At 43.3% G+C, this 26,285-nt stretch carries 20 protein-coding genes; 12 read left to right on the top strand and 8 right to left on the bottom strand.

The window, feature by feature from the left end:
• Positions 1–89: 89 nt before the first annotated feature.
• From hemH to GUA46_RS01175, 4 genes are read left to right on the top strand one after another with little or no spacing between them, the layout of a single operon-like run.
• A complete protein-coding gene (gene hemH / locus GUA46_RS01190) occupies positions 90–1,136 on the top strand; it encodes a ferrochelatase (RefSeq protein ID WP_176618966.1) in 1,047 nt (348 codons plus the stop codon).
• A gap of 33 nt (positions 1,137–1,169) precedes the next feature.
• Entirely contained in the window at positions 1,170–1,961 is a 792-nt protein-coding gene (locus GUA46_RS01185) for a DUF3050 domain-containing protein (protein WP_176618965.1), read from the top strand.
• Between the two features lie 53 nt (positions 1,962–2,014).
• Positions 2,015–3,391: an MATE family efflux transporter gene (locus tag GUA46_RS01180; RefSeq protein ID WP_176618964.1), complete on the top strand. Its 1,377-nt coding sequence runs from the start codon at positions 2,015–2,017 to the stop codon at positions 3,389–3,391.
• A gap of 53 nt (positions 3,392–3,444) precedes the next feature.
• Positions 3,445–4,545, top strand: coding sequence for a lactonase family protein (locus GUA46_RS01175; protein WP_176618963.1), 1,101 nt, complete (start codon positions 3,445–3,447; stop codon positions 4,543–4,545).
• Here the strand turns inward: GUA46_RS01175 and GUA46_RS01170 are convergent, their stop codons facing one another.
• The 7 genes from GUA46_RS01170 to GUA46_RS01140 all read right to left on the bottom strand — a co-directional run bounded on the left by GUA46_RS01170 (position 4,546) and on the right by GUA46_RS01140 (position 11,892).
• Positions 4,546–5,640: a TFIIB-type zinc ribbon-containing protein gene (locus tag GUA46_RS01170; RefSeq protein WP_176618962.1), complete on the bottom strand. Its 1,095-nt coding sequence runs from the start codon at positions 5,638–5,640 to the stop codon at positions 4,546–4,548.
• 143 nt (positions 5,641–5,783) lie between these two features.
• On the bottom strand, positions 5,784–6,923 hold the full coding sequence (locus GUA46_RS01165; RefSeq protein WP_176618961.1) for an SPFH domain-containing protein: 1,140 nt from the start codon (positions 6,921–6,923) through the stop codon (positions 5,784–5,786).
• Positions 6,924–7,116: 193 nt separating this feature from the next.
• Positions 7,117–7,731: a hypothetical protein gene (locus GUA46_RS01160; protein WP_176618960.1), complete on the bottom strand. Its 615-nt coding sequence runs from the start codon at positions 7,729–7,731 to the stop codon at positions 7,117–7,119.
• Between the two features lie 277 nt (positions 7,732–8,008).
• Positions 8,009–9,136 (bottom strand): DmpA family aminopeptidase, encoded by a 1,128-nt coding sequence (locus GUA46_RS01155; RefSeq protein WP_176618959.1) that lies wholly within the window; start codon positions 9,134–9,136, stop codon positions 8,009–8,011.
• Positions 9,129–9,650 (bottom strand): DinB family protein, encoded by a 522-nt coding sequence (locus GUA46_RS01150; RefSeq protein WP_176618958.1) that lies wholly within the window; start codon positions 9,648–9,650, stop codon positions 9,129–9,131. Before GUA46_RS01150 ends, GUA46_RS01155 begins: the two co-directional genes overlap by 8 nt.
• A gap of 18 nt (positions 9,651–9,668) precedes the next feature.
• Entirely contained in the window at positions 9,669–11,093 is a 1,425-nt protein-coding gene (locus tag GUA46_RS01145; protein ID WP_176618957.1) for a Gfo/Idh/MocA family protein, read from the bottom strand.
• A 10-nt stretch (positions 11,094–11,103) separates the two neighbouring features.
• The gene (locus GUA46_RS01140; RefSeq protein ID WP_108245488.1) at positions 11,104–11,892 is read right to left on the bottom strand and encodes a 3-keto-disaccharide hydrolase; all 789 of its coding nucleotides are present in this window, start codon (positions 11,890–11,892) and stop codon (positions 11,104–11,106) included.
• 107 nt (positions 11,893–11,999) lie between these two features.
• Between GUA46_RS01140 and GUA46_RS01135 the strand changes: the two genes are divergently transcribed.
• The 8 genes from GUA46_RS01135 (at position 12,000) to GUA46_RS01100 (ending at position 24,788) form a co-directional block, all read left to right on the top strand.
• A complete protein-coding gene (locus GUA46_RS01135; protein WP_176618956.1) occupies positions 12,000–15,134 on the top strand; it encodes a VPS10 domain-containing protein in 3,135 nt (1,044 codons plus the stop codon).
• 80 nt (positions 15,135–15,214) lie between these two features.
• Complete coding sequence (locus GUA46_RS01130; RefSeq protein ID WP_176618955.1) at positions 15,215–18,340, top strand: VPS10 domain-containing protein; 3,126 nt, start codon at positions 15,215–15,217, stop codon at positions 18,338–18,340.
• An 18-nt stretch (positions 18,341–18,358) separates the two neighbouring features.
• Positions 18,359–18,904: a CopD family protein gene (locus GUA46_RS01125; RefSeq protein WP_108245485.1), complete on the top strand. Its 546-nt coding sequence runs from the start codon at positions 18,359–18,361 to the stop codon at positions 18,902–18,904.
• A gap of 92 nt (positions 18,905–18,996) precedes the next feature.
• Positions 18,997–20,412, top strand: coding sequence for a sensor histidine kinase (locus tag GUA46_RS01120; protein ID WP_108245484.1), 1,416 nt, complete (start codon positions 18,997–18,999; stop codon positions 20,410–20,412).
• Positions 20,413–20,451: 39 nt separating this feature from the next.
• Positions 20,452–21,234 (top strand): enoyl-CoA hydratase/isomerase family protein, encoded by a 783-nt coding sequence (locus tag GUA46_RS01115; RefSeq protein WP_108245483.1) that lies wholly within the window; start codon positions 20,452–20,454, stop codon positions 21,232–21,234.
• A gap of 24 nt (positions 21,235–21,258) precedes the next feature.
• Positions 21,259–22,812, top strand: coding sequence for a hypothetical protein (locus tag GUA46_RS01110; protein WP_176618954.1), 1,554 nt, complete (start codon positions 21,259–21,261; stop codon positions 22,810–22,812).
• A 212-nt stretch (positions 22,813–23,024) separates the two neighbouring features.
• On the top strand, positions 23,025–23,588 hold the full coding sequence (locus tag GUA46_RS01105) for a hypothetical protein (protein ID WP_176618953.1): 564 nt from the start codon (positions 23,025–23,027) through the stop codon (positions 23,586–23,588).
• A gap of 126 nt (positions 23,589–23,714) precedes the next feature.
• Entirely contained in the window at positions 23,715–24,788 is a 1,074-nt protein-coding gene (locus GUA46_RS01100; protein WP_176618952.1) for a PA0069 family radical SAM protein, read from the top strand.
• Between the two features lie 68 nt (positions 24,789–24,856).
• Here the strand turns inward: GUA46_RS01100 and GUA46_RS01095 are convergent, their stop codons facing one another.
• Positions 24,857–26,281 (bottom strand): Gfo/Idh/MocA family protein, encoded by a 1,425-nt coding sequence (locus GUA46_RS01095; protein ID WP_176618951.1) that lies wholly within the window; start codon positions 26,279–26,281, stop codon positions 24,857–24,859.
• Positions 26,282–26,285: the final 4 nt, after the last annotated feature.

Here is a 26,285-nt window from a genome sequence, read left to right as displayed (position 1 = left end):
AATGATTATTTAACCATAAGAAAGTATTCTGATTAGGAAAAGGTGAAGTCCACTTGGTGTTGTATTTTAGCGGCCTAAACTAAAAAGCCGTGAAAAAAGGAGTTTTATTGGTCAATTTGGGTTCGCCGGACAGCCCTACAGCAAAGGACGTAAAGCCGTATTTAGATGAGTTTTTGATGGACGAACGCGTTATAGATGTGAACCCGGTTTTGCGGAATATTATCGTAAGGGGCATCATTTTAAATACACGTCCCAAAAAATCGGCCGAAGCCTATTCCAAGATTTGGTGGGAAGAAGGTTCCCCGCTGATCATTATTTCGGAAAGATTTGCCGAGAAAGTACAAAAACATACCGACCTTCCAGTGGCTCTTGGCATGCGATATGGTTCCATGTCCATAAAGGAAGGATTGCAAGAATTAAAAGATAAAGGGGTAGATGAGGTGTTCTTGGTACCCTTATACCCTCACTATGCGATGTCATCCTACGAAACGGTGGTGGTAAAGGCACTTGAGGTGCAACAAGAGGATTTTCCCGAAATGCACCTGACCACTTTGCCCGCTTTTTATAGTAACCCCGATTATATCAAAATATTATCAAAAAGTATCGCCGAAGGTCTACAGGGGTTTGATTACGACCACATACTTTTTTCTTATCATGGGATTCCCGAGCGGCACATTAAAAAATCGGACCCAACAAAGTTTCATTGCCAAATCAACGGACAATGTTGTAAGACCAATTCCGTGGCCCACAACACTTGCTACAGGCACCAGTGCTATGATACTACCGAACTGGTGAAAAAAGAATTGGGCCTGCCCGAGGAAAAAGTAAGTACTTCGTTTCAGTCTAGGCTAGGGAGCGACCCTTGGTTACAGCCGTTCACGGATAAGGAGTTTGAAAGGTTTGGAAAAGAGGGCATCAAAAAATTGGCCGTGATCACTCCGGCATTTGTAAGCGATTGTTTGGAAACCTTGGAAGAGATTGCCATGGAAGGCAAGGAACAGTTCCAAGAAGCAGGTGGAGGCGACTACATTCATGTCCCTTGCCTTAACGATAGAGATGATTGGGCCGAATTGATGGCCAAATGGATTAAGGAATGGGAAGAAAATGATGTATTGCCCGAAACCAACATCCGATAAATTCCGTAGAAACAAGAGAATAAAAGAACTGCTATGAAAATTGAAAACTTGGAGAAAGGGCTTCAACCCCTTCGTGAACAACTAAAAAACCATCCGCTTTACGCTCAGTTGGAGTCGGTCGATGATATTAAAACCTTTATGGAAAGCCATGTATACGCCGTTTGGGATTTTATGTCACTTTTAAAAGCGTTGCAGCGCCACCTTACTTGTGTTGACTTGCCTTGGCATCCGGCCAAAGACACATCCGTATCACGTTTCATAAATGAGATTGTTTTGGAAGAAGAGAGTGATTTTAACGAAAAAGGCGAGGCCAAAAGTCATTTTGAAATGTACTTGGATGCTATGCAGGAGGTTAAAGCAGATAGGCTTAAAGTGCAAGCAATCATAGCCTCCTTTACTAGTTTGGATAATATTTCCAACCAAATTGAGGCGGCAGAACTCAACAAAGCCGAAAAGAATTTTCTTCAGTTCACCTTTGATGTCATCAATACCCGACAGCCCCATATAATTGCGGCGGCATTTACTTTTGGTCGCGAAGACCTAATCCCCGATATGTTCCTAAGCATTATTGAACAATCTGGCGAAAATGGCCCAAGCAAGTATAAAAAGCTGGAATATTACCTAAAAAGACACATTGAATTGGACGGTGATGAACATGGTCCGCTTGCCTTGCGAATGATTAAGGCCTTATGTGGTTCCAATGATCAAAAATGGAAAGATGTATTGGAGTATAGCAAACAGGCATTGCAATACAGAATAGCGCTTTGGGACAGTATCGCAGAAAAATTGGAGGAGAACAAAGGGAATTTGGTGAATGCGTTGTAGCTTTGGGTTACAACATTTCAAGATTACCATAAAACCCTAGAATACCCGCTTGTATGGCCAAAATCACTTCTGATGAACTTGGGCAGGAACCCATTGGCAAATTACTGATCAAACAGGCCGTGCCAGCCTCTATCGGTATTTTGGTAATGTCCTTAAACGTACTGGTGGATTCTATTTTTGTGGGCAACTGGATAGGGTCCATCGCCATAGCCGCTATTAACGTAGTGCTTCCCGTATCCTTTTTTATTGCCGCATTGGGAATGGCCATAGGGATTGGAGGGTCCAGTATTATTTCACGTGCCCTCGGAGCGGGGAACCGAGAAAAGGCCCTAAAAACTTTCGGCAATCAGATTACATTGACACTTTTGGTCACCGTTACCATGGTGGCATTGGGACTCTATTATGTAGATGCCTTGATTCCGGCCTTTGGAGGTAAAGGTTCCATTTTTGATCCGGCAAAAATCTATTACACCATCATTTTGTACGGTGTACCGTTCTTAGCGCTCTGTATGATGGGAAATACAGTTATCCGTGCAGAGGGAAAACCCCGATTTGCCATGACGGCGATGATCATACCGTCCATAGGAAACCTATTGATGGATTATGTATTTATTTATGTGTTCGATTGGGGGATGGAAGGTGCTGCCTGGGCCACGACCGTCGGTTATCTTTTGTGCTTTTTCTATGTGCTGTATTTTTTTCTTTCTAAAAATTCCGAACTAAAGATTGATGTCTCCCATTTTGGGTTGAATCGCCCCATTCTTCAGGAAATCGGTTCTTTGGGGTTTGTGACCTTGGCGAGGCAAGCCGTTACCAGTATAACCTATTTACTAATGAACAACATACTGTTTAATTTAGGGGGAGAGGCCATGGTGGCGGTCTATGCCATTATCGGCAGAATGCTGATGTTCGCTCTGTTCCCCGTATTTGGGGTCACTCAAGGTTTTTTGCCCATCGCAGGGTACAATTATGGAGCGTTAAAATATGAACGCGTAAAAGAGTCTATATACACTGCTATTAAGTATGCAGCTTTGGTCGCAACCCTAGTTTTTGTGGTTTTGATGGTGTTTCCTTCGGAAATAGCTTCTCTGTTTTTAAGCAACCGACCGGAGTTATCACCCGAAGAGATAGCAACTAATAACTTTGTTTTGGAACACACTCCTTTAGCAATGCGATTGGTATTCGCTGCTACCCCGATTATCGCCATTCAGTTGATAGGTGCCGCATATTTTCAGGCCATTGGTAAGGCTGTACCTGCTTTGCTGCTCACATTGACCCGACAGGGCTTCTTTTTTATTCCTTTGATTTTGATTCTTCCCAGTTTTATGGGCGAGATAGGTGTTTGGCTTTCGTTTTGTATCGCGGATGTGCTATCAACTATTGTAACAGGATTTTTTCTTCAGAAGGAAATTAGGACCGAACTTTCTTAAATGCTTCCAGTTTGATTTAGAATGTTTAATTTGTGTGGCCTAACTAAACATTCATGAAAAAAATTATTCTAGCGGGTATGGTTGCTGTTTTAGCAATCGCTTGCGCTGAAAAACCTCAAGAAAAACCCATGTACACCCTATTTGTTGGAACCTACACCGATGGCGATAGCGAGGGCATCTACACCTACACCTTTGATGCAAATACGGGAGAACTTTCCAATCAAAAACTAGCCGCCAAATTGACCAACCCATCCTATTTGGCACTTTCGAAAGACAAAAAGAACCTTTATGCCGTTCAGGAAACCGCAAATTTTGATAGTTTGGGAGGAGGGGTTACAGCCTTTAGTTTGAACAAGGATGTATTGGAACTTCAAAATAGCATGGGGACACAAGGAGCGCACCCCTGCCACGTTTCAGTTTCCGGGGATGGGCATCTGGCCGTTGCCAATTACACTGGGGGAAATCTTTCTGTTTTCGCCTTGAATGAAGATGGTTCCTTGGCGGACAATCCTCAAGTAATAGATCATAAGCCCCTCGATACCGTGAAAACATCGCATGCGCATATGGCCCAATTCGATGCTTATGGACTTATGGTGACGGATTTAGGACTGGACGCCATAAAAAGATATGTAAAAAAAGAAGGGACCTTTGTGCCTGCTGAACAACCTTCCATACCATTTGCTGATGGTGCAGGCCCGCGCCACTTTACCCTTGGCGGCAATGGGAAAACATTGTACGTCATCAATGAACTGAACAGTACCATTTCTGTTTTTGAAAGGGTTGAGAACGGAAATTATCAGGAAGTTCAAGTGGTTCCGACATTGGATAAAGATTACCAGGGCAAAAATGCCTGTGCAGACCTTCATTTATCTCCGGACGGCAGATTTTTGTACGGTTCCAATCGTGGGGAGAACACCATCGTGATTTTTGCTGTGGATGGAGAGTCTGGTCAATTGGAATTGGTGGGAAGAGAATCGGTTCATGGGGATTGGCCTAGGAATTTTTCCATGGACCCAACGGGCGAATTCTTGTTGGTTGCCAATAAAAAGACAAGTAACATTACTGTTTTTAAAAGGAACAAGGAAAACGGCACCTTAACTTTTTTAAACGAAATCAGTCATCCGAATCCGGTTTGCTTGGTGTTTGTGGATTGATTATTTCTTGGATAGAAGCACAATTACACCAATTACTACAAGCGCTGCCAATACCGTAAAGAATATTTTCCAGAAACTATAGGGGCGACTTCCGGAAATGCTTCCATTGTCACCGTTGATAAAAAAGTTGTACTCCTTACCATTGAATCGGTATGCGCTTACATAAACGGGCAACAAAATATGTTTAAATGTTTCCTCTGTAAGTTTCATGTCCATGCTGGTGACCCGTTGGGTGTCGCCGCCAATATCGCGTCGGCACCAAGTATCGGCTATCCCTCTGGCCACTTCTTTGGAATGCAAATGCCCATCTTTTAATGGTATGGTATATTTTTCCGTGACAAACCCCGACAAAAAACCACTATCAAAAGGTTGTAGCTTCTTTAAATCCCAAAAAGCGATTTTTCCCGGGACCCGACCTGTTTTTTGGTGCGAGGCCTTGATCAAGGTATCGTCCACAAAACCTGACACCTGTCCGGATGCTGGGTACCATCTGGTTTTCCTAACTTGTTGGGTCACCATTTTTCCCTTTGAATTTCGGACCCTTCGGGTCTGGTAATAGTATTCGCCGCGTTGACCTGTGTAGGATGCGTACAATTGCGCATCAAAAGTCCAATAGGGTAGATAAAGGCCCTTTGTAAATTGAGGGTCGAGAGCCGCTTTTTTCAGGTTGTTGGGGGCAAACCATAATCCTTTTACCCAATTTTTAAAGATGAGAAAGGATTTATTTTTATCAATCTGGAAGGGTAATACCGCTCCTGGAAGAATCCACTTTTCCTTGTAGGCATCCTCAAGAACCAGGGGTTGTCCACAATACACACAGTGCAGCGATTTATAGTTTTCCTCCACATGTTGGTCGGCACCACAATTTTTACAATGTAGCATGGAGATTTCCTCACTGTGCTTTTGCCTTCCCATTTCTTGCAGATAGGGATAAAGCTCAAGTTCTTGGAATCCATTTTCATTTATTGAGATGGCTTCCTCATGTCCACAATACTCGCAAGTGATGCTTGTGGTACCGGGTTTGTATTTAAGTTCGGCACCGCAATTGGCACAAGCTTTTTTGAGTTCGGTTTTTTGGATTTTTTGTTCTTCCATAGGTTCATTTCCATATGAGCGGAAATTCATATCGAAATTGAAGGGCCGTCATTTCGAAATGAGTTGCAATGCAACAATTGAGAAATCTCATTTTAAAGTTAGATTTCTCAGTCGCAAGCTCCTTCGAAATGACATTAATAAGATCACTCCGTTGGTAACGGTGGTGGTGTATTCCCTCCCAAGAACGATTTTAATTCTTCCACCTCTTTCAGTGCTGTCCATGCCGACATGCCTTGTTTCCAAACCAAACTATCACGGTTGATAGCTCTAGAAGCGAACAAGGACTGCATTTGCTCAAAAGTTACCGGACCATGTTGTACCCCGTTTGCAGCATAGTAGTACATTGTTGGTGTGGGTATTGGCGGTGGTACAGTTCCTCCTGTTGGTTGAGCAGCTTGTTGTGGGGCGGCTTGCGTATTTCCTCCCATCATGCCGCCCATTTGTTGGGCCAGCACAAATCCCATTCCCATACCCATTCCGGCACCAGCGGTTCCACCTTCGTTTTGGGCAGCAGCCTCAATAGCTTTTGCGGTTTTGAACTTGGTCAATTTATCCAAGTCCAGTTTATCGATACGGCTGTATTCGAAGATTTCCTTTTTAAGGTCTTCGGGCATGGATACGTTTTCAATGTAGAATTTCTCCAAAGAGATGCCCACACTTTCAAACTCTGGTGACATAACTTCGCGGCACGTATCCGAAAGTTCGGTGGTGTTGGCGGCATACAATTCAATTGGTAAATTGGCCTGACCAACGGTATTTGTAAACCGCGTCGCAATCAAACTTTTTAAGTGCTCGTTGATCTCAAAATTGGTGAAGTTGCTATCGGTACCAACAATATCCTTAATAAATTTTCCAGCATCGGAAATTTTGAAGGCATAGGTTCCGAAAGCTCGTATTTCTACCAAACCAAAACGGTCATCACTAAGGGTGATCGGACTTTTTGTGCCCCATTTCTCATCGGTGAAAAGATGGGTGTTCACAAAATAGACCTCCGCTTTAAAAGGGGAATTGAACCCATATTTCCAACCTTTAAGGGTGGCTAAAATGGGCAAGTTTTGTGTGGTAAGGTCGTAGGTGCCCGGACTGAATACATCGGCCAACTGCCCCTCATTGATAAAAACTGCGGTCTGTCCTTCGCGGACAATCAGTTTTGCTCCGTTCTTTATTTCGTTTTGATAGCGCTCGAACCGGTGTGCAATGGTATCGTCCGTATAGTCGAGCCATTCAACAATGTCAATGAACTCGTTACTGAGTTTTTCCTTGATTTTTCCAAAAATATCCATGGTAGCGTTTTTAGTTTATTTGATGCTTAATTTATTAAAAAAGAAGCTTACTTCCGTTAGATTAGTGTAAAATGCATCGGGTTTGTTACAGTTGGAAAATTTTAAAGGACAGAAAAGAAGGTGGCAGATAGTTTAGTGCCAATGTTTTCTTTGGGCTTGCAAACTATCTACCACTTTCTTCAAGTAGGAATCATTACATTTCCAGAAATATCAAATAACTACATGATTCGAGACGCTTTTTAATAAGCTCAAAGTCCTTATGGTTTTTCACGTGTTCCATTTTTAAGAGCTTTATTAAATCATCGTTTGACAAACCAGAACCTATTCCTTCTAAATCTTGGTTGATTACATAAAGGAGCGTTTCGGTAAAGTCAGTTCTTTTTGATACTTCCGGGTTCATAAAAGATTGGTAACAGAAATCAGCTGTGTACTGATGAAAATCACAGACTCCGTCCATAATGCCACTTTCATGAAGAACCTCATCTTCATCAATGTATTCCAAGTCTTCCTCAGGAAAACCAGAATCTAACAATAGGTCCTTTCCTGAAGGGGTTAAATCAATTATTTTTTTAATGGCTAGACTCCATTGAGGACGGTTTATTGCTTCAGTAGAAGAGAGTATTCTCGAAGTAAGCTCTTTTAGCGTTACGAGATGGTCATGAAAATAACCTCTTTCGTGGTCGCTGTTATGCACTGCTTCATCAGTTGGTGTTACGAAATCAATTTTTTCAAGTATCTTGTTGATTTCATCAAACCATTGTTCATCAGATACATCATTTCCAATTTTGTTCCATTGAATATTTTCCATAATAAGTAGGTGTTAAGTTTTGGGGCAGCGCATCCAAATCTATATAATTTTTCTTTAACCTAAAGAGCCATAGGAGAATATAATTTAAAATCGGGCTACCGATATCTTACATGGAATTGTACTGATTTAAAAAACCTCTTGATTTTCCTTAGGATTCTTCTATAAATTCCATATTGATAAGCCCCAAGACGATGAGGGTTAAAAAAATGGAAAATCATAAATATTGGCTCTCTGATTGAAGAAAAACGAACCAATATTGTTACAGTTGGAAAAATAATCAGTCGATTTTACCTGCCTCTTTCAACATTTCCAACACTTTTTCCTTAGGTAGCGCCTCAATTTTATGTCCATCCCGGCCAATCAAGGTTTCTCCTGCAAAAAGGGAATTGAGGATGGCTTCTTCGGTCGCTTCGATGGTAGCTAAAAATAGAGCGGTCATGGCCTCATTTCTCAAGGTCGGAACATTTTGAATCGGATTTTCACTCTCATAAGGAATTCGACATGCTTCTGCCGTAGAAACGGCAATCACATAATCTCCGCTGCCATTGCTTGCAATGCCGCCCGTGCGCGAAAGCCCTAACATGGCCCGCTTGGCCAAGCGTTCCAAATTTCTGGAATCCAATGGCGCATCGGTGAGAACCACCATCATACAAGATCCATCGGGGGAATATTTAAAGGTATCGGAATAGTGTTTCAATTTTTTTCCTACTTCAACTCCTGCAACTTGCAATACACCGCCAAAATTGGATTGTACCAAAACGCCAACGGTGTAACCTCCGGATTTTTTTGGCAGTACTCTGGATGAGGTGCCAATTCCGCCTTTAAATCCAAAACAAATGGTTCCGGTACCGGCTCCGACGCTACCTTCGGTCACGGCTCCGTTCTTAGCATTTTTGATGGCTTGGAGTACATCGGCTTCGGTTACATGTCGTCCTCGAATATCGTTGAGGTAACCGTCATTGGTTTCGCCGATTACCGCATTTACGGAACGCACATTTTCGTTTTTGGGCAGATTGAGCGTATATCCAATAACTGCATTTGCAGCTGTGGAAACACTCAATGTGTTGGTCAGAATGATGGGTGTTTCCAAGTTGCCCAACTCTTTTACTTGAGTATATCCTGCCAACTTGCCAAACCCATTGCCCACGTAGATGGCAGCAGGGACCTTTTCTTGAAAAATATTTCCGGAATGGGGTAGAATAGCCGTTACCCCAGTTCTTATATTTTCTCCTTCATTACGAGTGGTGTGCCCGACCTGAACGCCGGGTACATCGGTAATGGCATTTAAAGTTCCGGGTTGAAGCACGCCAATTTCAACCCCATAATCTCGAAGTCGGTTTTGTGATAGCATCAGTAATGGAATCAATAGGAACAAAAAACTAAGACTGGATTTGGGTTTACTCATTACGAAACAATTGATCTTTTATGGCACTCGCCGTCACCAATAATTGCCCAACGTGCCTCTGGCTATGCTCTGCGGCATGGAACAACAATCCGATTACCGTTGAGGGCAATTTTTTGCGCCCCACAAAACGTTCTTCAGTTAGTATGGATTCTGGTGTATTTTTAAAATAGTCCAGAGCTTCGTCCACTTTTGATTCAAAATCAGCTATTAATTGTTGGGAAGAAGAAGCTCCTTCTCCATTGCCCTCATTTTTGAGATAATGAAATTGTTCCTCGGTCAATCCTTTGTTGTCCGCATAGGTGAGCATACGGTCCAGGACACCGGTAATATGGCGTAAATGAAATCCGACCGAAGCGCGATCAAATGGATTTTCCCAAAGATGGTCTTCGGGAAAATCCGTTAGATAGGTCTTTATTTCACGAACCGATTGCAACAGGGCGTGCGCCGCAGGTTGCAAAAGAGGAGGTATACGGGGCACCGGGCCACTTAACCAATATTCTTGGTTTGTTGGCATTATCTGTTCATTGTCTTTTTAAAAATCTCGATAGTCTCCGGACAAATATTTGTTTGCCTTTTCTTCTTGGAATTGAGCCGTTTCTGCATTCCAATGCAAGGTTTCCCCTGGGAATCTTCCTGCAATGGTCCCTAAAAGAATGGTTTCGGTCAATCTGGCGGCATAATCAAATGGTGCCGTGGTTTCCCCCTTGCCCAAACAAGCATCTACAAATTGGTGGTAGTGCTTTGGCCCTTCGGTAGCATAATTCCGGATAGGTTCCCCCAAATTATGCTCTTCGGATACCTTGGCAATTTCTTTGGAGATGTCCACATATTTGCCACGAACAATCTTTTTAGGTAACTGCATAAAGTGGGGCAACAATAATCGTCCTTTCGTCCCTACGAACATAGCCCCTTGTTCTGGCAATTCGTTTTCGCCAGCTACCCCTGCATCCAAGGAAATATTGGTTTCGCTTCCTTTCTTGGAGGTATCTTTATCTTTTTTCATTTCCATTCCCGGCAACAAAAGGTCTTCGTGCATTTCTGGTGCTCCGGGGCCATCATACCAAACCCATTTTAGGGATTTTCCGGTGTATTCGGTTCCTGGAAACTCGTAGGTTACGGTATTTTTTTCAGGGAAACCGAATCCGTTGGTCGGTCTGCACTCTGTTTTAATGGTTCTGGGCACATCCAGATTAAGGGCATTGTAAGGAGTGTCAAAAATATGAACTCCCATATCGCCTAAAGTGCCACAGCCGTAGTCCATCAATTTTCTCCAATTTCCGGGATGGTACATATCAGCTTTATAGGGACGTTGTTTTGATGTTCCCAGCCAAAGGTTCCAATCCAATTGTTCCGGTACAGGATCTTCTCCCTCTGGCAATGGGCCATCATATCCCCAGTTTTTGGGAGACCATGCGTGCACGGTATGTACTTTTCCGATTATTCCAGATTGAATCAACAATGTGGCCAATTTGTAATCGTAAAAAGAGTGTACCTGAATGCCCATTTGGGTGATCAAACCTTTTTCGGCGGCCACTTTCTTCATTTCCCTTGATTCGGATACGTAATGGGTCAGCGGTTTTTGGCAATACACAGGTTTATCCATATTCATCGCCATCAAAGAAGCGGGCGCATGTGTATGGTCAGGGGTGGATACGATTACTGCATCGATTTCATCCCCCATTTCCTCCAACATGGCACGGTAATCAAAAAAGATACGTGCGCCAGGATGCATTTTGTGGGCCGTGGATAAATTGATGGCATCCACATCACATAACGCAATGACCTCAACGGCGCTGTGGGAAGAAACCGCCTTTAAATCCTCCATTCCCATGTTACCGACACCGATATGGGCGGTTCTAAGTTTATCTTTTGGAAATCCTGCCTTTAAAATGGAAGGTGCCAGCATTATACCAAGCGCACCTACACTACTTTTCTTTAAAAATTCTCTTTTGTTCATGGTCTGGAGGTTATAGTTTTTTAATTTTTATGTTTCTGAACCAAATGGGGCTCGAATGATCTTGAAGTGCAATGTAGCCTGTTTTAAATTTTCCGTAATCAGGGGCGTTGTCCCATTTGCCCGATGATTTTTTAGTATTCCATTCTTCTGACCAAGGGACAAACTCCAATAATTTTTTGCCATTGAGCCAATGTTCCACCTTTTCGGGAGTAAATATGATTTTTGAAGAATTCCATTCACCGACGGGGTTTAAGTTTTTCTGGGATTCATCAGCCGTGTGCATGGCGTAATCGGCCCCTGTTTTTTGCCAATCTTGGAGCAGTTCCGGGTGCTCTGCACCAAATTGAGAGTTGTACCCGGTCAAGTCGTGGATGTTGGCATAGTTTTCATCATCTATAATTTGATATTCCGGTGCAACCACGGGAGGACCATCATACCCTTCTTTGACATGATAAAAGATCCCGCTATTGGCCCCTTCGGGAATTTTCCACTCCAGATATAGTTCAAAGTTATCGAACTCTTCGGCTCCGTAAATAATATCCTTTCCACCGGTATAGTCCTGTTCCAGTCCAAGTTCGGTATCAAAAGTGAGGATACTGTCCCGTATGGTCCATCCAGGGGGCAGGGAGTCCATCCCGTACCCTCGCCAGCCTTCCAGACTGGAGCCATCAAAAAGATAGGTCCATTCTAATTCTTCCTTTTCGGGCTCTGGGATTGCTGTTTCTTCTTTTTTGTTTGTTTGATTTTTGCAGGCGGTTATCGCCAGAATCAAAATGGCGACCTTTAAAAATTTAAGCATTGTTTAGTTTTAGGTTTAAATAAGCTGGGTTAAAGTACAAAATATTGAACAACTTTTTTTGTGTCTTTTTCACTACATTTAAAGCTGACTAACTCAACACTTTAAAAATGAAGACTTGCTTTTTCAAAATTGGTATGCTTTTGCTTGCCACCACATTATTTATTTCCCCTGCTCATTCTCAGCGCAGGAACAAGAAACAAAGTTCGCCCGAATACCCCGAAGAACTTTATTCAAGTTTAGAGTATCGATTGATAGGACCGTTTCGAGGAGGACGTTCCGGAACAGTTGCCGGTGTGCCCGGTGAACCGGATCTTTATTATTTTGGAGCTACAGGAGGTGGTGTCTGGAAGACCATGGACGGTGGACTTACTTGGGACAATGTCTCCGATGGTTATTTTGGAGGAAGTATCGGTGCCGTTGAGGTGGCCCAAAGTGACCATAACGTAATCTATGTAGGTGGCGGGGAACAGACCGTTCGTGGTAACGTATCATCCGGATATGGTGTATGGAAATCTGAGGATGCCGGAAAAACATGGAAATCGTTGGGCTTGGACAAAAGCCGTCACATTTCCCGAATGAGAATCCATCCAAAGAATCATAATATTGTGTATGCTGCTGTAATGGGCAATCTATATAAACCTACCGACGAAAGAGGTGTATATAAAAGTACCGATGGCGGAGAGTCATGGAAAAAAGTGCTTTTTGCCAACAATATGGCAGGAGCGGTCGACTTGACGTTTGACCCAAACAACCCAAGAATCATGTACGCCTCCACATGGAGAATAGAGCGTACACCTTATAGCTTGAACAGTGGGGGCGAAGGCTCTGCTCTTTGGAAAAGTACCGATAGCGGTGAAACCTGGACCGAAATTTCCAAGAATGAAGGTTTTGCTACCGACACTTTGGGAATAATAGGTGTGGCCGTATCCCCTCAAAATAGCAGCAGAGTTTGGGCCATGGTGGAAAACAAGGAAAAAGGAGGGTTATATCGTTCCGAGGATGGAGGTAAGACCTGGGCGTTAATCAATAGTGATAGGAGCCTAAGGCAACGTGCTTGGTACTACACAAGAATTTATGCGGATACCGAGAACGAAGATGTTGTGTATGTATTGAACGTAAGTTATCACAAAAGTACCGATGGTGGAAAAACATTCGAATCATCCAATGCGCCGCATGGAGACCACCATGATCTATGGATTGCGCCGGAAGACTCTAAGCGTATGGTAATGGCCGATGATGGTGGAGCACAGGTAAGTTATGATGGAGGTGAAACATGGAGTACCATGAACAACCAGCCTACGGCCCAATTTTACAGGGTTACCACTGATAATGCGTTTCCTTATAGAATTTACGTAGCCCAGCAAGATAACTCGACCCTTAGGATCAACTACAGAAGTGACGATGGTTCCATAGGTGAGGATGATTGGGAGGAAACAGCGGGAGGCGAATCGGCGCACATTGCCGTTGATCCGACCAATGACGATATTGTTTATGGTGGTAGCTACGGCGGATTGTTGACGAGGGTCAACCATGCCAAAAATACAACACGGGCCATTAACGTGTGGCCGGACAACCCTATGGGCCATGGTGCCGAAGGGATGAAGTACCGTTTTCAGTGGAACTTCCCTATTATGTTCAGCAAGCATGATCCCAATAAGCTTTATACCTTTTCCAACCATGTCCATATGACGACCAACGAAGGACAAAGCTGGGAATTGTTGAGCGATGACTTGACTCGTAACGACCCTACAAAATTGGTGTCGAGTGGTGGACCCATCACACAGGATAACACAAGTGTAGAATATTACTGTACAATTTTTGCAGCTAATGAAAGCCCTTTGAAAGAAGGTCTACTTTGGGTAGGGAGCGATGATGGTCTAATACATGTTACCAAAGATGGTGGACAGACCTGGGAAAATGTAACCCCGCCAAGTATGCCGGAGTGGAATATGATCAACAGCATCGAGCCCTCCGCTTTCGATGAAGGAACTTGTTATGTAGCCGCAACCCGATATAAATTGGGTGACTTTACACCATATCTTTATAAAACTACCGATTATGGTAAAACTTGGACCAAAATCACCGATGGAATCGAAGATGAGCACTTCACCCGTGTGGTAAGAGAGGACCCTAAAAGAAAAGGGTTGTTGTATGCTGGAACCGAAACGGGAATGTACATTTCTTTTAACGATGGGGCCCATTGGGAAAAGTTCCAAATGAACTTGCCCATTGTTCCAATTACAGATTTGACCATTAAGGATGATAATTTGATAGTGGCCACACAAGGTAGAAGTATCTGGGTTATCGATGACCTTACGGTACTTCATCAGTTGGATGATGCAAAAAAATCTGCCAATGCCATTTTGTACAAACCAAGGGATAGCTACAGAACTAAGGGAAGAGCAGCTAGAAGGCCGTCAAAAACAGAAGGTGAGAATTTGGAAAACGGTGTAATCACCCATTTTTATTTGAAAGACTTCTCCGAGAAGGACAGTATTGCTCTGACCTACACAAAAATGAACGGGGACACCTTGGAAACCTATAGCACCTATTCTAAAGAAAAGGGCAAAAAATTGGAAGCCAAAAAAGGAGGTAATACCTATGTTTGGGACACGCGCGGTAAGGGTGCCGAACGATTGGACGGTATGATTTTGTGGTGGGCCAATTTGAGTGGACCAAAAGCGGTGCCGGGAACATATAAAGTTACCTTGAATGTCAATGGTGACACCCAAACGGAAAACTTTACCATTCTTCCCGACCCAAGGGCGGAGGTCACCGCTGCCGACATGCAAAAGCAGTACGACTTCATCACCGAAGTGAACGAGACCGTGGACAGGGCGCATCAATCCATAAAAAAAATCAGAGCCATCAATGGTAAGTTGGATGAGTTCATCAAAAAGTACAAAGATGATGAGGCAACCAAAGCTTTGGTAGAGAAAGCCGAAAAAATGAAGGAAGAATTTGGCTCGATAGAGAAGCAACTCTATCAAACACAGAACAGAAGTAACCAAGATCCATTGAACTTCCCTATTAAATTGACCAATAAGTTGGCTCACTTGAACAGTTTGGTTTCCATAGACGATTTCCCGCCAACGGAGCAGGACATTGCAGTCAAAAATGAAATGACAGCTAAGATCAATGAGCAGTTAAGTACTTTTGATACCTTGATTGATCAGGAGATAGCTGCGTTCAACAACGAATTCAATCAACTCAAATTGGATTATTTGAGCATCGAAGAATAATTTTACAAAGCCCTTATGTTTTCATAGGGGCTTTTTCACTTTTACCGATTGCACCAATTTATTTACAACCAACCATCACCATGAAAAAAGGATTTCTTTTTTTGCTGAGTGCGGTTCTTGGAACCCTCACTTTTGCACAGACCGCCAACGATTATTTTGAACCCATGAAATTCAGGAACATTGGCCCATTTCGAGGTGGGCGTTCCGTAACCGCAAGTGGTGTAGTGGGCGACCCTTTGACCTATTATATGGGCACTACGGGAGGCGGTCTTTGGAAAACCACCAATGCGGGTGGGCAATGGGAAAATATCTCGGACGGATTTTTTGAAATGGGTTCCGTGGGTGCGGTCGCCGTGTCCCAGTCCAGTCCCAACATTGTGTACTGTGGCATGGGCGAGCATGCCCCGAGGGGAGTAATGACCTCTTATGGAGATGGTATGTACAGATCCAACGATGCAGGAAAAACATGGATCAAGTTGGGCCTTGAAAAGACACAGCATATTTCGCGGATCATAATCCACCCGAACAATCCTGATATTGTTTACGTAGCTGCTCAAGGGGCACTGTACGCCCCAAATGAAGAACGAGGGGTATACCGTTCCGTGGATGCTGGAAAAACGTGGGAGAAGATTTTGTATGTGGATGAAGGTACGGGCGCCGTAGAACTCTCAATGGATGCTAACAACCCATTGGTACTATATGCTGCCATGTGGGAACACCAACGCAAACCTAACAAAGTAATAAGTGGTGGACCCGGAAGTGGTTTGTATAAAAGCACCGATGGCGGAAGCACGTGGAAAGAGATGACCAATGGCCTTCCGGAAGAAAAAGGTAAAATGGCCATAGCGGTAAGTCCAGCAAATTCAGATAAAGTGTATGCACTGATTGAAAGCGACTCCAATCAAGATAAGGGAGGTCTATTCGTCTCCAATGATGCAGGGGATAGTTGGCACATGGTAAGCGGAGATAACCGCTTGGTGCAGCGCGCATGGTATTATATTGAGGTTTTTGTAGACCCCAATGATGAGGATACGGTGTATGTTTTGAGTGCATCCATGTTCCGTTCCGAAGATGGTGGCAAAACTTGGGAGACCATTTCCGTTCCTCATGGAGACACCCATGACCTATGGATCAATCCGGATAATTCTAAAAACATTCTTTTGGCGGATGATGGCGGCGCAACCATTTCGTTCGATTATGGAGAGAATTGGACGCTTCAGGACAATATGCCCACCGCCCAGTTTTACCGTATCAATACGGACAATCTTTTTCCTTACAATATCTACGGAGGACAGCAGGACAACACTTCCGTAAAAATTGCAAGCCTTTCCGTAGGTCGATGGAGCATCAACCAAGAGGACTGGCACTATTCTGCTGGGGGCGAGAGTGCGTTTTTGGCCTTTGACCCAGATGATCCACGGTATGTAGTGGGCGGAAGTTATTTGGGAACCATTGAACTGTTGGACATGGAATCCAAAATGTCCAGCAACGTGATGGCGGCCCCCATTCAATATTTGGGACGCGACGCTCGCGACATGAAATATCTGTACAATTGGAATGCGCCCATCATTTGGTCCAAGCATGAACCAGGAACATTTTATCATGGAGCACAATTGGTGCTTAGGACTAGGGATAATGGAGTCACTTGGGAGGAAATATCGCCAGACCTTACCCGTGATCAGGATGAATTACAAGGAAAAGGGGGGGGGCCATACACCAACGAGGCCGTTGGTGCGGAGAACTACGGTACTTTGGCCTATCTGTTGGAATCACCTCACGAAGCAGGTGTTTTGATCACAGGTAGTGATGATGGTTTGGTACACATAACAAAAAACGGTGGAGAATCTTGGGAAAACATCACACCCAAAGGATTAAAGGAATGTTTGGTGAACGCCATAGAAGTATCACCACACGACCCAGGCACCCTTTACATTGCCACTACAAGATATAAGTTCAACGACTACACCCCCGGACTGTACAAGAGCACGGATTACGGAAAAAGCTGGGCCAACATCAGCGAGGGAATCCCCTATGGGGCCTTTACTCGAGTCGTTCGTGAGGATAAGGAGCAAAGAGGGTTATTGTATGCGGGTACGGAGAAGGGACTTTACGTGTCATGGAACGATGGTAAAAAATGGGAGCCGTTACAACTGAACTTGCCCAAGACTCCCATTACTGACCTTAAGGCCCACGAAGGGGATTTGATTGTGGCAACATCGGGAAGGAGTTTTTGGATTTTGGACAACATCAACCTGCTTTCTCAATACAAGGGAATCACTGATGAATTGAAAATTTATAAGCCAGAGGAAGCGATTCACGGGAATTGGGGAAGTCAACTCAATAGTTCTTCAAAAAGTGTGACCGGAACCAGTTCTTTTGAAGGTGTCAACCCGGCCAATGGCATGGTGATTTATTATAACCTTCCGCAAAAAATTGATTCCACGGAGGTAACTATGGAAATAATCGATGCACAGGGCAAATTGGTCCGAAGCTTTACCTCCAAGAAAGATGAAAATTATATCCCGCACAATGGAGGAGGGGCGCCTCCAAAACCGGTTTTGGGAACGGATAAAGGGCTTAATCGTTTTGTTTGGGATTTAAAAACCCCTATTGTCCCTGGTGTGCCCGGGGTATATATTGAGGCAGATTTTTCTGGACATAAAGTTCCGCCAGGAATTTACACTATGCATCTTAAGGCAGGTGATAAAGTTGTTACTACCCAAGGAAGTGTTGTTCCTATGCCGAACACCGATGTTCCCCAAAAGCGGTTTGAAGAGCACCATGATATCATGATAGATTTTGAAGCCAACCTGACCGATATGCACAACAAAGTCAATAAATTAAAAGAAGCACAGGGCCAACTGGAGAAACTTTTGAAGGATTTGGATAATCAGGAATTGAAAGAAGAAGGCCAAGCTTTGCTCGATAAATTAAAGGAGTGGGACGAAGAAATGGTCCAACGCAAATCGCAAGCCTATGACGATGTAGAAAATTTCCCCAACAAGTTTACGGCGGAATACCTGTTTGTAATGAACCATAGCAATAGCGCCTTGCCACAGATTAATCAACCATCAAAAGATAGAAAAGCAGAGCTGGACGCACAATGGATTGTATTAAAAAGAAGAGCGGAGTCCCTTATGAATACAGAAATACCTAATTTTAACGCCAAACTTTGGGAGAATGGCATAGGTGCCATTCGGATGTAAATTGTAAAAACCGAGCAATTGTTGTATCCCTATATAAAATCGTTGCATCTCATATTTGTGGTGACCTGGTTCGCGGGTCTGTTCTACATTCCCAGACTGTTCATCTACCATATCGAAGCTTGGAAAAAGCCATCCCCCGATAAAGAGATTTTATCCGAACAATTAAAGTTGATGACCAAGCGGCTTTGGTACATCATTACATGGCCATCGGCCGTTTTGTGTACGATTACCGCAATTTGGTTGTTGATTTTGATGCCAGGATGGTTACAGCAACCATGGATGCATGTCAAACTGGTGTTTGTGCTCTTGCTGTTTGTGTACCACTTTAAATGCCATCAAATTTTTAAGCAATTGCAGCGCAATGAGGTCAAATACACCTCCAAGTTTATGCGGATATGGAACGAGGTGGCCACTATAATCCTTTTTGCTGTGGTTTTTTTAGTGATTCTAAAAAGTGCTTTCAATTGGATTTATGGGATAGTGGGCATGTTTGCCCTTATGATTTTGTTGATGCTGGGCATAAGGTGGTACAAAAAGGTACGGGATAGAAACCCCAATGCTTAAACTTTTTTGGCTCGATAATTGCTTAAATTTAACTCTAAAATCTAGCAAATTTGTTAGGAAAACTCTCCTTACGTTCCCGCATATTTGTCGCCATGATCACTTTGGTGGTGGTCGCTTCTGTATTGATTGCAGGGGTAACGGTATATCAGTATAAGGAGCAAGGCAACGATTACCATAACGAAAGACTGGAGCGTAAGGAAGAGCAACTCATCAAGAGTATCAATTATACACTCAAAGAGACAACTTACCCGATCTCAACGGAAAACCTCCATCTTATTTTTAGCGAGGATATATATAAGATTGCCAGCATTCAAAATGTGAACTTCAACATTTATGATTTAGAAGGAAATTTGATTAAAAGCTCCAGACCTACTTTCGAATCCAATTCAATCGCTACATGCCTGGATGCCGAAGTGCTGAATTATTTAAGGGAAAGTGGGGAAACCAAGTTCGTTGAAGAAAAGAGAGCGGCGGGGGACAACTATCAGGCCATCTATACGTATATCTACGACCTTAAATTTAAACCCATCGGCATCTTGAACCTTCCTTATTTTGAGGATAATACCTTCAACAATATGGAACTCAAGGAGTTTCTTTTTAGGCTGGCCATGGTCTATATTTTGATGCTGCTCGTGGCCATTATACTGGCTTATTTTATATCAAAATATATTACCCGCTCACTTCAGACCATATCGGACAAGATGTATCGTACCAACCTGACCCGTCAGAACGAGAAAATATATTTGGAAAGCCCTGGGGAAGAAATAGGTAAACTGGTGGACTCCTATAACCGAATGATTGATGAGTTGGAAGAAAGCGCGGTAAAACTGGCCCGTAGCGAGCGTGAACAGGCTTGGCGCGAGATGGCGAAGCAGGTGGCGCACGAAATCAAAAATCCGTTGACCCCATTGCGTCTTACCGTTCAGAGTTTTGAGCGAAAGTTCGACCCCACCGACCCGGAAATTCAGAAAAAGGTAAAGGAGTTCTCCAAGACCTTGATCCAACAAATCGATACCATGAGCAACATTGCCACCGCTTTTTCCAGCTTTGCGGATATGCCCGCCCAGCAGAACGAGACCTTGAATGTGGTAAAAGTGGTAAAGTTGGCGTTGGAAATTTTCAATGAGGATTACATTCACTTCATCACGGACGAAGAGGAAGTGGTGGCCAAATTGGACCGCACCCAATTGATACGGGTGATTACCAATTTGGTCAAGAATGCCATCCAGGCCATTCCGGACGTGGAAAGCCCACGAATTTTGGTAACCGTGGCAACCGTGGGCGATAGGGTAAAAATTTCCGTTGCCGATAACGGACTGGGCATTCCAGATGAGAACAAACACCGGATTTTTGAGCCCAAATTTACCACCAAGTCTAGTGGAACCGGTCTAGGTTTGGGCATGGTAAAGAACATTGTGGAAAACTATGGAGGAACCATTACCTTTACTTCAAAAGTTGGAAAAGGCACCGTATTTACCATAGATTTTCCAAAGGAACAGAAGAAATAACGGCAAGAAGTATACTTGTCGCCCCAAATAGCAATCGAAATGGATTACGAAAACATTTACATTGAAGAAGAGAACAATTTGGCCACCATTACCATAAACAGGCCCAAAAAGCTTAATGCACTCAATAAAAGGACTATAGAAGAGCTACATGTGGCGTTCAAGGAATTGGATGAGGATCCGGAAACCAAGGTCATCATAATTACCGGAAGTGGCGACAAGGCATTTGTAGCAGGTGCCGATATTTCAGAGTTCGCAGATTTCTCTGTAAAGGAGGGGCGGCAATTGGCCGCAACAGGACAACGGACTCTGTTCGATTTTGTTGAAAATCTGTCTACCCCTGTTATTGCGGCAATCAATGGGTTTGCACTTGGTGGGGGATTGGAACTGGCCATGGCATGCCATTTTAGGGTGGCCAGCAGTAATGCCAGAATGGGACTTCCCGAAGTATCTTTGGGTTTAATCCCCGGATATGGGGGCACACAGCGCTTACCACAGTTGGTGGGCAAGGGCCGGGCCATGGAAATGATCATGACGGCCGGGATGATAGATTCCGATAAGGCGTTTGGATATGGATTGGTAAACCATGTGGTGGCCAGCGAGGAACTTCTGCCTTTTTGCATCAAGATAGCGAGCAGGATATCGAATAATTCTTCCATTGCCATAAAACATGCAATAAAAGCGGTAAATGCTGGTTTTAGGTATGACGCTGATGGCTATTCGGCGGAAATTGATGCTTTCGGCACTTGCTTTGGAACCGACGATTTTAGAGAAGGTACCTCTGCATTTTTGGAAAAACGTAAAGCCGATTTCCCTGGATCATGACCATTGGCCTAACCAAGCCTAATCATGAAAAAATACCTGCTTCTACTGTTTAGCTTTGTGCTGTCGGGCATGGCCGTCAATGCACAAAAAATGCCCGTTTCCTACGATTTTGGTGAAAAATACAAGGATCGTTACCGATATTCCAATTTAGTGGCCATCGATGAGGACGATTCCGGGGGCTATGTTTTGGTACGCGCTTATTATCAAGGACTCATTCTTAAACCCAAGGGCTATCTTATTGAAAAATACAATAGCGATCTAGAGCTCGTCTCCGAGTACAACTATAAACTCAAGGATCTGGATTTTGTGGACGGATTCCTTAAAAACGGTCAGTTGAACCTATTATTTCTCAATTATAACTCAAATAGAGGTGAATACGAATATTGGGTACATACAAGTCCCGTTATCGATTTTAATTTTCAGGAGAAGAAGTTACTCTCCATTGCTTCAGAGCAGGTGGATGACCCAGTAGGGAAGAATTATTATAACCGTGATTTCTCGCGCGGATTTACCACCGCCATACTCTTTAATGAAGAAGAAACAGGTTTCGTCATCAGTACGCATCACAAAAGGGGTAAGAGCAACAAGCATATGATTCATATGTTCGATACGGCGCTCAATAAAAAGTTCGAGTTCGATTTTTCGGATGAAATAGAGGAGAAGAACTATGCTTTTGAGAACATTGCATTTACAAAGGACCTTCAAACTGCATACATAGTGGGTAAGGCCTATTTTAAAAAGAGAAGGTTTAGGGTCGATGAAAGAAAGTTTCAATATGAATTGATAAAAGTATCCCAAAGTGAGAGCAGGACACAGTCCTTTGTAGACCCAGGAAAATATCCCGAAGCATTATACCCTGTTTTGACTGGGAACAAACTGGTCTGTACGGGCTTTTATGCCGATAGAAAGGACAACAGGTACAATGGCATAGTTTATTTTGATGTAAATCCTGGCACTTTGGACATTCGTTCACAGAAATACAACCCATTTTCCCAGCAATTTATGGATGATAAATTTGGCAGGGAAGAGGATAAGGACATTAAAAACCTTGTTTTCAAAAATGTCGAAGTAACGGAGAACAATGAAATATTCTTCAATGCCGAAGAGTACTTCGTAACCTCGGGCTTGGAAACTACCGGTGCGGGGCAGCGGGTCAAAATCGAACGCTATCACCATAACGATATTGTCAGTGTAAAACTCGACCAAAATGGTAGTATGGAATGGGCGAGGAACATAAACAAAACAGAAGTGACCCAAGGCGATGGAGCATACGCATCCTATAGTTCGTATTGTAAGGACGGCAACACCTACTTCTTTATTTGTACGGCGGCAGAAAATCCCCAATTGATCAACAACGAACGTTTGATCTTTAAACAGGGCTTTAGTCGCAACCGGAATGTTTTTATGATCTCGTTGGATGAAAATGGCGTCATGGATTATGAAAAAATCATCGACCAGCAAGAAGCGAGGTTGCCACTCATGGTTTCCAAACCCTTAAAGGATGAAACTGAGGACAAGATGTTGTTCTATGCTAAAAGAGGGAGCAGAAAACAACTCGTAAAAGTTGACTTTAAATAGTTGAGCAATACATAGTTTGACAAAAATGGCCTCCATTGGGGGCTTTTTTTATTTCTCATCATTTTATAAGTAAGAAAAATCCTACATGAAAAATTAACTATCAATTGAATTGGGGCATTCATCAATTGATAGCCTGCATAGGTGAATTAGGGCCAAATGTAACCGCAGAACCACCATACATTTGGGGCATTAACCCTAATAAAAAAATCATTATGAAAGCATTAAAATTATTTAGTATGGCCATGTTGGCAATGGCAATAACGTTGGTTTCCTGTTCTGGTTCAGATGGAGAAACCGGTCCAATAGGTCCTGCAGGTCCTCAAGGAGAGCAAGGAGAACAGGGAGAACAAGGAGAAACAGGAAATGCAAACGTATTCCAGACTATTTACCCAATTGCAGAAGATTTCAGCAGTCACTTTATCGAGGAGAATTTGCCAATAGATATACAATCCTTTGAAAATTATTCATTTTTGTTTTATATCAAAAATAATAGTGGAATTGTTTACTCAATCCCGGGTTCACTGAATAAGAATACCCACTATGCCAGAGTTTTCTATAACGAGAATGAAAGTCTTTTTGCGATAAATTTTTATGATCAAATAGATGATTCTTCATATGCAATTGCTGCGGGTGATTATACTGAAGTTATTGTATTGTCAATCGAGTTTAACCCATCTACTTCAAAAAGTAGTGAAAACATCATGTCCGAACTAAAATCCGCAGGAGTTGATACTTCTGATTACAATGCAGTTGTCGATTATTTTGGATTGAAGTAAGCTAAAAGTCCCTCGGGACAACCTAACCATTAGCTGTAAAAGTCGGGCATTGCCCGGCTTTTTTTATATAATTTTTTTGATTTCATAAAAAGGAAATAATCCATATATTTGGAATAAATCCAAAATATGTCATCCAACGAATTCTTGAAGGGAAGGGGAGCTCAAAAAAATACCGACAATCGGTTTTTGCAGCATGTATTCGAAATGCGTGACGACTTTTTGGAGTTCTGCCGATTGGAAGGTGAAGAGCACGAAAGCAATAAAACCCAGTACATACCCATTTTCCCAAAGACCATCGTAAACAAAGTGGACAGCCCCGATGTGGGCATGGGATATTCCATGAACCCCTACCAAGGTTGCGAGCATGGTTGTATTTATTGCTATGCCAGGAACACTCACGAATATTGGGGCTATAGCGCAGGCCTTGATTTTGAAAGAAGGATTTTGGTAAAAAAATCCGCACCCGAACTTTTGGAAGCAAAGATTAAGCACAAAAATTGGAAAGCGCACACGATTGTTTTATCGGGTAACACCGATTGTTACCAACCCGCTGAGCAGAAGTTCGAGATTACCAGAAAGTGTTTGGAAGTTTTTTTAAAGTACCGACATCCCGTGGGCATTATCACAAAAAATGCCTTGGTATTGCGTGACCTCGATATTTTAAGGGAACTCAATGAAAATCAATTGATAGGTGTCAATGTGTCCGTAACATCATTATCCGAAAAAACCAGACGCAAGCTGGAACCCAGAACGGCATCTATTCAAAAAAGGCTCAAGACCATACAAGTGTTATCCGAGAATAAAATTCCGGTAAACGCCATGTTGGCTCCCATGATTCCGGGAATCAATTCACATGAATTATTGCCGTTGGCCAAGGCCGTGGCGGACCATGGAGCCCTTTCGTTTGGGTTGACCGTAGTACGGCTCAACGGGGCAATCGGCCAAATATTTTCGGATTGGATTAAAAAGGCCATGCCGGATAGGGCGGAAAAAGTATTGCACCAGATTCAGGATTGCCATGGTGGGACTGTTAACGATAGCCGATTTGGTACAAGAACCAAAGGTGAAGGTAAAATTGCCGAGCAAATACACGAAATGGCGCAGATTGCAAGGAAACGATATTTTAAGAACAGAAACTTTCCGAGATTGAACATGGAACTTCACGAACAATATAAGAACGGACAAATGAAATTATTCTAGGCCCTCAAATAGTTTGGAAACAAAAAATGGCCCATTATGGGCCATTCTTAATATGTAATTTTTAGGATCTATTTCAATTCCCAACCTTCGCGGTAATCACGGGTTACCCAATCGTTGGCTTTCTCGTAGTTGGTGATCTTCATGTTATCGCCGTCCCAGAAAAGTTTTCTTCTGCCCGGGAAACCATAAGGATCCCAATCCCCTAATTTTTTACCTTCCTTCAGTTCCTTGTATTGATACGCCTTTACTGCCAAGTTGCCCATCAATACGGTCTCGGTAAGCCTTCCCGCCTTTTCAAAATTGGAAGAAGTTGGCGTACCGTTCTGGCAACCATCCACAAAGTTGGCAAAGTGGCCATCTATTCCTCCGGGTACCCTGTCATATTTTGGGGTTGGGGATTTGTAAAGGTCCATCATTTCCGAAGGGAGCAATCTTGCATTTCGGGAATAGGTGTCGCATACCAATATACCCTTGTCACCATAAATAACACTTCCGCCACCGGAATCGCCAATGGTCTCATCGTCTTTTAGTTCATCAGGTAGGTCTGGTTTTAGGCCCCCATCGTACCAGTTCAATGCAATGTCGCCGTGTTCTTCGTGTTCAAACTTCAAATGGATTTTGGAAGAAGGAGGACAGGAGTGGCTATAATCAGCCTCTACAAAGTCATCTACCCAAACAGTGGTGCAACTAGCTTCTGCCTCTGTTGGATACCCTAAATCAAGCACGCTAAAAGGTGTTTCCATGATATGACATCCCATATCGCCCAACGCGCCGGTTCCAAAGTCCCAGAAACCTCTCCATTTAAATGGGAGATAGGCATCGTTGTAGTCCCTCATTTGGGCAGGGCCCAACCAAAGGTCCCAATCCAATCCTTTTGGGATACGGTCTTTTTCAGCAGGCAAGGGGACCCCCTGTGGCCAAACAGGCCTGTTGGTCCAACAATCTATCGTATGTACTTTTCCAATAATCCCGGATTCTACCCATTCGCGGGCAATTCGGCTACCATCACTGGAAGCACCTTGATTCCCCATCTGGGTTACAATTCCCTGCTCTTTAGCTACTTGGGTCATCAAGCGAGCCTCGTAAATGTTATGTGTAAGTGGTTTTTCCACGTAGGCATGCTTTTTTTCCCGCATAAACGGCAAGGAAATGGTTGCATGCGTGTGGTCTGGACTTGCCACGGCAATGGCATCAATGTCACCTAAATGTGCATCAAAAACCTTTCTAAAATCTTTATATCGTTTTACATCGGGGAACTGCTCGTAGGTTTGTTGTGCACGACGGTCGTCTACGTCACAAAAAGCAACAAATTTTACTCTTCCGGTATCGTTGAGGCCGTTTATTACAGCATTTCCCCTTCCGCCTACCCCAAATCCGGCTACATAAAGGGTGTCACTGGGAGCAATGTGGGTCTTTCCCAGAACATGACTGGGTACAATCGAAAATGCGGCAGATGCAGCGGCTGCATTTTGGATGAACTTTCTTCTTTGCATTATG

This window comes from Flagellimonas chongwuensis (assembly GCF_013376415.1).
Taxonomy (GTDB): Bacteria; Bacteroidota; Bacteroidia; order Flavobacteriales; family Flavobacteriaceae; genus Flagellimonas; species Flagellimonas chongwuensis.
This window is presented reverse-complemented; position numbering and strand designations above follow the sequence as displayed.